Origin of the sequence: Exiguobacterium sp. s70, from assembly GCF_018618315.1 — a bacterium.
In the GTDB taxonomy this organism is placed as follows: Bacteria; Bacillota; Bacilli; order Exiguobacteriales; family Exiguobacteriaceae; genus Exiguobacterium; species Exiguobacterium chiriqhucha.
In genome coordinates, this window is record NZ_JACSLV010000010.1 from 18,324 (window position 1) to 28,047 (window position 9,724).

The 9,724-nt window shown below is 50.2% G+C and carries 7 protein-coding genes and 2 riboswitches; of the genes, 6 read left to right on the forward strand and 1 reads right to left on the reverse strand.

The window, feature by feature from the left end:
• The first annotated feature begins 170 nt into the window (after positions 1 to 170).
• From KNP84_RS14855 to KNP84_RS14880, 6 genes are all read left to right on the forward strand, one after another.
• On the forward strand, positions 171 to 776 hold the full coding sequence (locus tag KNP84_RS14855; protein ID WP_215115058.1) for a flavin reductase family protein: 606 nt from the start codon (positions 171 to 173) through the stop codon (positions 774 to 776).
• Between the two features lie 172 nt (positions 777 to 948).
• Complete coding sequence (locus KNP84_RS14860) at positions 949 to 1,902, forward strand: AAA family ATPase (RefSeq protein ID WP_021065165.1); 954 nt, start codon at positions 949 to 951, stop codon at positions 1,900 to 1,902.
• Positions 1,899 to 2,966 (forward strand): DUF58 domain-containing protein, encoded by a 1,068-nt coding sequence (locus KNP84_RS14865; protein ID WP_021065164.1) that lies wholly within the window; start codon positions 1,899 to 1,901, stop codon positions 2,964 to 2,966. Before KNP84_RS14860 ends, KNP84_RS14865 begins: the two co-directional genes overlap by 4 nt.
• Positions 2,963 to 5,059, forward strand: coding sequence for a transglutaminase domain-containing protein (locus tag KNP84_RS14870; protein WP_215115059.1), 2,097 nt, complete (start codon positions 2,963 to 2,965; stop codon positions 5,057 to 5,059). Before KNP84_RS14865 ends, KNP84_RS14870 begins: the two co-directional genes overlap by 4 nt.
• Before the next feature lie 39 nt (positions 5,060 to 5,098).
• Positions 5,099 to 5,199, forward strand: a riboswitch (purine riboswitch).
• A gap of 111 nt (positions 5,200 to 5,310) precedes the next feature.
• Complete coding sequence (gene guaA, locus KNP84_RS14875; RefSeq protein WP_029596121.1) at positions 5,311 to 6,834, forward strand: glutamine-hydrolyzing GMP synthase; 1,524 nt, start codon at positions 5,311 to 5,313, stop codon at positions 6,832 to 6,834.
• A gap of 137 nt (positions 6,835 to 6,971) precedes the next feature.
• A riboswitch (purine riboswitch) is annotated at positions 6,972 to 7,073 on the forward strand.
• Between the two features lie 91 nt (positions 7,074 to 7,164).
• Positions 7,165 to 8,526 carry an NCS2 family permease gene (locus KNP84_RS14880; protein WP_021065161.1) on the forward strand — a complete coding sequence of 454 codons (1,362 nt, stop codon included), beginning with the start codon at positions 7,165 to 7,167 and terminating at the stop codon, positions 8,524 to 8,526.
• Positions 8,527 to 8,546: 20 nt separating this feature from the next.
• On the opposite strand, the gene KNP84_RS14885 is transcribed toward KNP84_RS14880, so the two are convergent.
• On the reverse strand, positions 8,547 to 9,380 hold the full coding sequence (locus KNP84_RS14885; RefSeq protein ID WP_215115060.1) for a VanW family protein: 834 nt from the start codon (positions 9,378 to 9,380) through the stop codon (positions 8,547 to 8,549).
• Positions 9,381 to 9,724 lie beyond the last annotated feature (344 nt).

A 9,724-nucleotide genomic window follows, 5' to 3' on the forward strand; every position in this document is an offset into this window, starting at 1 on the left:
CGAACTGCTCAAACAATGTGCCATCAAGCATTCTCTGTTTAAATATCATATCTAGACGGATATACCCCGGATTTCAGCATCTTACACATTCGAATGTGCTTCCGATTGACACATGCGAAGGGAACAGGATAGCTTGAAAGAGAAGAAATGACTATGGAAGAGGTGCTCTTATGCTATCGATTGAACCTTCAGCGTTAACCGAGCGAGACACGTACAAATTTTTAATCGGGAGTATCGTTCCGCGGCCGATCGCTTTCGTGACGACTCGAAACGGCGAGACAATCAATGCTGCGCCGTTTAGTTACTTTAACATCGTGGCGTCCGAGCCGCCGCTACTATCGGTATCGGTTCAACGGAAGAACGGTGTCATGAAAGATACAGCCCGCAATGCGGTCGCGACAGAAGAACTCGTCATCCATATCGTCGATGAGACGAACGTAGCTCTCGTCAACGAGACCGCGGCCAATTTAGGGCCAGCGGAGAGTGAGCTCGATCGGACGACGTTCACGACCGCACCAAGTGATATCATCGAGACGCCAGGCGTGAAAGAAGCTAAAATCCGAATGGAATGTAAACTGCACCATCACGTTCCGATTGAGCATGACGGGAAAGTGACGGCTGACTTATTGATCGCGCGAGTCGTGCGCTTCCATATTGACCCGGCGCTTTATGAAGCCGGACGTATCGACGCCGAACGATTGGCACCGGTAAGTCGACTCGCTGGAAACTTCTATGCCACGCTCGGCGAAACGTTCGAAATCGAACGACCGAAATAAATGCCATGGTGCCTGCTCGAATCGGAGACAAGGCACCTTTTTTCGGGTAAAGAATGGAGAGCCCATTGGCATAATGGTTTTCTTTCACACGAGCGCTCGAATGTGTCACAATAAAGTCAGAACATTCTAATTTCTAACGCGTCAGCGATCAGAGAAAAAAGGGGAGTCGGCTATGTCATATCGTCCAGCCATTCAATCGATCATCAATGCCATTGAGACGGTGATCGTCGGAAAAGAAGATGTCATCGCAAAGAGTTTGACTGCTTTACTTGCCGGAGGGCACGTGTTATTAGAAGATGTCCCGGGCGTCGGGAAAACGATGCTCGTCCGGACGTTCAGTCGAGCCATCGATTTGGATTTCAAACGTGTCCAATTTACACCGGACATGTTGCCTTCTGATTTGACCGGAATCTCAATGTATAACCAAAAAACGAAAGAGTTCGAATATCGGCCGGGTCCATTGATGGGTAATATCGTTTTGGCCGATGAAATCAACCGGACCTCTCCTAAAACACAATCGGCCTTGCTCGAGGCGATGGCGGAGCGCAGCGTGACGGTCGACGGTGAAGTCAAAATTTTACCGTCCCCGTTCTTCGTCATGGCGACGCAAAACCCGATTGAACATGAAGGGACGTATCCGCTCCCGGAAGCTCAATTGGATCGATTCCTCCTTAAAATCGAGATGGGCTATCCATCTTTCAATGAAGAGATTGCACTGCTGACGCGGTTTGAGAAAGCAGAACCGCTTGAGGCGTTACAGAGTGTCATTACGAAACATGAAGTCGAACAGATGCAACGCGAAGTGCGCGATGTACACGTTTCGAGTGCCGTCAAACAGTATATCGTCCGCTTGATTCACGAGTCGCGCAACGACCCGAACACGTATCTCGGGGGCAGTCCACGGGCGACACTCGCTTTGATGAAGGCGGCACAGGCGTGGGCGTATATCCACAACCGTGACTTCGTGCTACCGGATGACGTGAAGGCGCTCGCCGGTAGTGTGCTCGGTCATCGCATCTTACTGACGGCAGAAGCACGCTATAAAGGGAAGACGGCCGAACAGCTCGTCAAAGGTTGGCTCGACACACTTCCGGTCCCGATGGATCGTGAGGTCAAAGAAGTATGAAAAATTGGATGAAGCTGTTCCTTGTGTGGGCGGCGGCATTCGGACTTTACGCATTCGCCCGGATTGAAGGGAGTATCGTCGCGTCGACGCTCTGGTGGTCATTTTTCGTCCTGGCCGCCTATTGGACGATTTTCATGATTTATCCGGTCACAGCCGCGAACGTGTCGCGCCGTGTGACGACGAAACGACTCGTCTCGGGCCAAACGATGGACGTGGAACTGCAAGTGGAGCGGAAATACCCGTTTCTTGTCGGGGTCGTCACGTTAGAAGAGACACCGCCGCCGCGACTCGCGACATCCACTGATGTCATCATTACCACGGTCGATCGTTTCTTTCGACGGACAGAGACGGTCCATTACGAAATCGAACAGATTCGACGCGGCATCCACGTGTTCGATCGGACCGTCCTTCACGTGCGAGACGTGTTCGGACTGTTCGACCGCAAACGGACGTTGCGACTCGAGACGGTCGTTGAAGTCTCACCTGCTGAACTTCCGTTCGACTTACCGCGTGACGAGCAAGTCGGTGGGCGAGGCGAACAGTATCGCCGCACGCGCACATATACCGAGGTTGCCAATACGACGAGTGGTGTCCGTGAGTATGCGGCCGGGGACCGCATCGGTCGAATCGATTGGAAAGCCTCGGCTCGACGCGGAAACTTAATGACGAAAACGTTCGACCAAGAGCAGGAGAAGAAACTGTCGCTTGTCTTTGTCCCATCGACAACGGCTGGGCATGAAGAAGCGTTCGAACGTTCATTGTCGCTTCTCGTCGGTGCAATCCGACAACTCGAGCGGAAAAATCTGCCGTTCGAACTGTATGTCATCGAAGAGCAGGTCCGTCTGTTCCATTTGCCGGACCAAAGCGCAGAGGTCGGCCATTACTTGCTGACAGCGACACCGGAGCCGGAAGGGCGCCTTGTCGAACGAGTGAAGCGCAACCTGCCGCAAGAAGTGGGGAACTTGATTTTGATTAGCCCACTCGAGACGAAATGGGTGCGTGAGATCATGAATGAGACACAAGGCAGCTATCACTTGTACACGGCGAACGAGGTGACGACATGACGGCATGGTTGAAACGAATCGTCTATACGGCGCTTGCCGCCTACTTGTTGTCATTTTGGGTCGAGCCGATTGTGGGCAGTACGACATTTGATGTCAATTGGCCGTTCTTGTTCCTGCTTCTCGTTCCGATGTTTGCGAGCTTGTTGCCTTGGTATGGTTTCATTGGTGTGGTCGTCTTCAATTTCTTTATCGTCTTGTACGTGTACCACGGGAGTATCCTGGATTGGTTCGGTCTATGGTTAGAGGATTTGAGCGGGGTACTGAGCGGGGCTTTGCCGGAAGAGGCGATTTTCTTCTCGGCGATGGCACTCATCGGGGTACTGTTCGCCATCCTGGTCGGACGCACGTATCCGAGCTATGGCTTCGTTCTCGGGATGATCGTTTCGACGCTCGGACTGATGGCTTACTTTGACACGTGGACGCTTTATGACGGGGAAGGGAAGATTTTACTCGCAATTTTAGCATCGCTCTTATTGCTCTTCGTCACCGACCTGGCGAAACGACCGAGCAAATCGCTCGTCCGCTATGTCAGTATCGCGCTCCTCGCTTCGGTCGTGTTGGCGCTCGCGAGCGTGTCGCCGACAATTGAAGGGGATTGGTCCGATCGGTTGACGACGAGTTTCCAAAATGCTGGGAACGATGAAGGCTCAGGCAGCGGTCGAGTCGGCTATGGGGTGAACGATGAACAACTCGGCGGACCGTTTGAGCAAGATGACGGCATCGTCTTCATCGCCCGTGGTGTGCCGGCGCGCTATTGGCGCATCGAGTCAAAAGAGATTTATACGGGGAAAGGCTGGGTCGAGTCCCCGGTCCTCGATTCCGAATATAACCGCGGACAACTCGTCGACCAAGCTGTCGATACGACACCGGAACAGGCGTTGCTCCGATTTGACCGGCGCCAAACGTTCGTCCCGTATGGTGGAGAATACCCACAGGCGACGGAGACGGAAAATGGCACCGAATTCCGAGTCGGGAATATCGAAGAACCGTTTCCGAACGAGACGATTCACATCCGACCGTCCGGGAAAATCGTGTTCGACAATGACGGGCAAACGACGCCTCAGACGATTCAACTTCGCTACAGTGTCCCTTCCTTCACAGAAGAGCAACTGGCGTTGAATGAGCCGGTGACGACGTTGACGGAAGAAGAGCGGCAGGCGTACTTACAATTGCCGGATTCACTTCCGGATCGAGTCCGCGACTTGTCGGCCGATATCACGGGCGACAGTGAGACACCTTACGACCAAGCCCAAGCAGTCCAAGCCTACTTCCAATCTGGAGATTTCCAATACAATACGGAAGATGTAGCCGTCCCGGAAGGTGATACGGATTACGTCGATCAATTTTTGTTCGATACGTTAATCGGGTACTGTGACAACTTCTCGACCTCGGCTGCCGTCCTTCTCCGGGCGAGCGGAGTGCCGACGCGTTGGGTCAAAGGTTTCACGATGGGTGATGCTCGCGGGATTATCCAAGGGGAAGAAGAATACACGGTCCGGAACCGTCACGCTCACTCATGGGTAGAATATTTCGTGGAAGGCGCAGGCTGGGTCCCGCTCGAGGCGACCATCAGTTTCTCGGACGCCAACTTGCTTCAAGTCGAGACGGAGGACGAAGCGAATGCAGACGATCCAGCGGCCAATGATCCACAAGCGTCGCAAGACGACGAGCCGACGAATCGTCCGCAAGAAGATTTGGCACTCGATGATGTGACGTCGGGAGAGGCGGCAACGGAGAACTGGAATATGCCGGTGTGGGGTTGGATTGTGATTGTCTTTACGGTCGCCGTTCTCGTATGGAACCGAAAATCGATTGAACGCCTCGTCATGATGCTTTGGTGGACACGGCGTCCATTGAATGAAAATCGACTTGTCGCCATGCATCGATATCTAGTGAAACGACTCCGCGGAGCAGGTTTCAAAGTCGACGGGCGCACGCCGTCCGAACTCGCCGCAGAGGTCGATGCTTATTATGAATCGACGGAAATGACGAGATTGACCCGTTTGTTTGAACAAAGTATCTATGCCGAAAAAACGCCGAATTCAAAATATAAAGAATATTGGAAAATCATGATTCGTCGAATTATGAGTTGAAGTAGGCGGATGCATACAGTAAGATAGACGCATTAGTTAGATAATTGAACAGCATTCCTTCGTATATACTCGCGAATTGGCGCGAGAGTCTCTACCGGACCACCGTAAATGGACCGACTATGAAGGAGCACGTTTCGTATACACAGAAAAGGGCGTGCTTCTTCTTCGGTTTAGTGAATCCGTGGGAGAAGCTCGCTCTTTTTTTGAGAAGAAGGCAGAAAGGTGGAGGTTTTGTGAAAATAGAACAAGAGATGATTTTGGTGCTCGACTTTGGAGGCCAGTACAACCAGTTGATCACACGTCGTGTGCGTGACCTTGGCGTATATAGTGAGCTTCATTCCCACAAGATGACCGCTGCTGAGATTCGTGAACTGGCTCCGGCCGGGATTATTTTCTCGGGTGGACCGAACAGTGTGTACGCGGAAGGCGCATATCGCTGTGACCCGGAAATTTTCGAACTTGGCATTCCGATTTTTGGAATCTGCTACGGCATGCAACTTATGACGCATCACTTCGGTGGACGTGTTGAACGAGCGGCACATCGCGAATACGGAAAAGCGACGCTCTTCTCGACACCGGAAGCGTCGGCGCTCTACAAAGGTCTCCCAGTGGAACATACGGTTTGGATGAGCCACGGCGACCTCGTCATGGAAGCACCGCCAGGATTTATCGTCGATGGGACGAACCCATCATGTCCGGTCGCTTCAATCAAGAGCGATGAACTCAAAATGTACGGCGTACAGTATCACCCGGAAGTCCGTCACTCTGAGTACGGCAACGACATCTTGAAAAACTTCATCTATGAAGTGTGTGGTGCCAAAGGTGAGTGGTCGATGGAGAACTTCATCGACATCGAAGTCGAGAAGATTCGCGAGATTGTCGGCGACAAGCAAGTTCTTTGCGCGTTGTCAGGCGGCGTCGACTCATCGGTTGTCGCAGCGCTCGTTCATCGTGCCATCGGCGACCAATTGACATGTATGTTCGTCGACCATGGTTTGCTTCGTAAAAATGAAGCGGACAGCGTCATGAAGACGTTCGCGGACGGTTTCAATATGAAAGTCATCAAGATTGACGCGCAGGAGCGTTTCATGGCGAAACTTGCCGGCGTTTCAGATCCAGAACAAAAACGAAAAATCATCGGCAATGAGTTCATCTACGTGTTTGACGAAGAAGCGTCTAAACTTGTGGACATGGACTTCCTTGCCCAAGGTACGCTTTATACGGATATCATCGAGAGTGGAACGGACACGGCTCAAACAATCAAGTCGCACCATAACGTCGGTGGACTACCAGAAGACATGAACTTCACGTTGATTGAGCCACTTAACACGCTCTTTAAAGATGAAGTGCGTGAACTCGGGACTGAACTCGGGTTACCGGACTATATCGTTTGGCGCCAACCGTTCCCGGGACCAGGTCTTGGCATTCGTGTTCTCGGTGAAATCACAGAAGAGAAACTTGAAATCGTGCGTGAGTCAGATGCGATTCTGCGCGAAGAAGTGAAGAAAGCCGGTCTCGAACGTGATATTTGGCAATATTTCACGGTCCTTACACCAATTCGTTCAGTTGGTGTCATGGGCGACGAGCGGACGTATGACTATGCGGTCGGCGTACGTGCCGTCACCTCGATTGATGGAATGACTTCAGATTGGGCCCGCATTCCATGGGATGTACTCGAGAAAATCTCGGTTCGTATCGTCAATGAAGTCAGTCACGTCAACCGTGTCCTGTACGACATCACATCGAAGCCACCAGCAACAATCGAGTGGGAATAACCACCAGAGGGGAGAAATCCCCTCTGTTTTTATTTGGTAAATCCGAACAATAGAGCGAAATGTTTGATTAAAATCCGTCATTTGTGTTGACATTCGATTTTGCCGTTGTTAAGATAAAAACGTTCTTATCATATCCGAACAATTAAAAATTATTTTGCCGTATAATATCGGGAATATGGCCCGAGAGTCTCTACGAAATCACCTTAAATGATTTCACTACGGCGAGACATAGATCAGGGACTTATGTCCCTGATCTATGTCTCGCGTGGGGTCTCCGGTTATCAATCGGGGACCTTTTCTCGTTTTACGGCGAGCCAAGGAGGAAAACCAATGAGCACACAGCTCAAGCAAGAACCAAATCACCAACCATCAGGAAACCGGATTGAACGTTACTTCCAGTTGAATGAACTTGGAACGAACATCAAAACGGAATTGATTGCAGGATTCACTACGTTCCTGGCAATGGCTTACATCTTGTTCGTTAACCCGAACGTGTTAGGTGCAGCAGGAATGGACATGGGCGCCGTTTTCGTGGCAACCGGTCTTGTCGCCCTCGTCGGTTCTGTCATGATGGGCTTGTTCGCCAACTATCCGATTGCGATCGCTCCGGGTATGGGGCTTAACGCCTTCTTCGCGTACAGTGTAGTTCTCGGCATGGGTATTCCATGGCAGACGGCACTATCAGGGGTTCTCGTTTCTGGTTTGTTCTTTATCGTTTTAACACTGTCAGGTATTCGTGAGACAGTCGTCAACGCAATTCCGGGACCACTCAAAATGGCGGTCGCGGCAGGGATTGGTTTCTTTATCGCCTTTATCGGTTTGAAAAATGCAGGTATCGTCGTCGCCAACGAAGCGACGCTCGTCGGTCTCGGTTCACTCGGAACAGGGACGACACTCCTTTCGGTGTTCGGTCTTGTAGTGACAGCATTGTTAATGGTTCGAAATGTAAAAGGTGGTATCTTCATCGGGATGCTTCTCACGGCAATTGTCGGGATGATCTTCAATCTTGTACCGACACCGACTGCCATTTCAGACATCATCTCGGCACCACCGAGCATGTCATCGACGTTCGGACAAGCGTTCATCAATTTCTCAGAAGTCTTTACGGTCCAAATGCTAGTCGTCATCTTGACGTTCTTCTTCATTGATTTCTTTGATACAGCGGGTACGCTCGTAGCGGTAGCTCGTCAAGCAGGAATCATGAAAGACAACAAAGTGCCACGTGCGAGTAAAGCGCTCATGGCTGACTCAACAGCAACAGTGGCAGGTGCAATCTTTGGGACATCGACTGCGACGTCATATGTAGAATCGTCGGCTGGTGTAGCGGCCGGTGGTCGTTCGGGCTTGACGGCTGTATTCGCAGGTTTGTTCTTCGGATTGGCGCTCTTCTTCTCGCCACTCTTGGCAGTCGTCACATCGGCGGTCACAGCCCCTGCATTGATTATCGTAGGAGTACTCATGGCTTCGGCTTTACTCGATATCGACTGGAGAAAGCTAGAAATCGCGATTCCTTCATTCATGACGATTCTGATGATGCCCCTCACTTCGTCGATTGCGACGGGGATTGGGCTCGGATTCATCTTGTATCCGCTCATGATGATCGCGAAAGGGAAGACGAAAGAGATTCACCCAATCATGTACGGCATGTTAGTGATCTTCTTGGCTTACTTTATATTCTTGCCGCACGCGTAATGAAATGAAGCCGACTCGGTTTATGAGTCGGCTTTTTTGTATGCAGTGTTTTCAGGTAAGAAGGGGTCGTACATGGTTAAAGCATGGTTTTCTGTGATGAACTCATTTCGGATGAATGTGCCATCTTGGGAGAAGACGCTTCTAAATATTTGGTTATGCCGAACTGTTCCACCCCACCATTCATTCGTGAAGTGGTGGTTTTCTTCATATATCTCATATTGAACGGTTGATGGGATATTGGACCGCCATTGCCCTACGAGATAATCCCCCTCTATATATAGAAGGAGTTGAAACGTCTGTGCCGTCCGATTGGTGATTTGAAGGTCTAAATAGTTGTAGGAACATGTGGCGCCACTCCCAAAAGGTTGGTCCCTTCGTGAATCAGGGAAGACATCATAACTGTGGCGGTAACGCTCGGTCACTGTGAGTGGGCTATGGAGCGTGATCCAATAAATCAAGTTGGATAATTGGCACAATCCGCCCCCGGTTCCAGTCGTGACCTTTCCGTAATGCAAAATCATTCCGTCCACATAGCCCTTTCGTTTTGTAGGTCGCCCGATGGCTTTCCAATATGAGAGCACTTCATTTGGAGAAACGATGATGCCATTTAACTGTTTAATGGCGATATTAAGATTAATGACTTTATTCTGTTGCATTTTGAGATCGATATCTCGTAATTTTCGGTAGAGTGGGGTGCGGTGCTCATAGATGAGGTGGGGCAGTGGTGCAGTATCTCGTTTAGAAGTGTACCGCTTATTATCCGTCATCCATTGTGTTCGGCGTTTTAATATGTAATACTGTGTTCCTGCCCAGATGCGCAGGTTCGATCGTTTCTTTGGCTGCAGTTGGAGCATCAAGTGTCACCTTCTTATAAGTTGGTATTGATGAGTATTCGTCGACAGGGAAAAATTCCCTTCTCCAATACAATAGATGCGAGTAAGGGGACGAGAAAAATCTTTTAAAGTTTTTTTAGAATAATGCTTGCCATGTGATAGAAAGGGATGCTATAGTTATCTCTGTTGCCAGCGCTGCTTACAACTTAGTAAACAAACTGGTTGACACACAATAATGATAAATGTTATTATCATTTAGTCGCCAAGAGCGACAGGCGAACTTTGAAAACTGAACGATGAGGCAAAAAAAGTTTTACAATTTTTGAATGAAGCGCAAGCTTCGTCATTTTTAAAGAGCTATATCA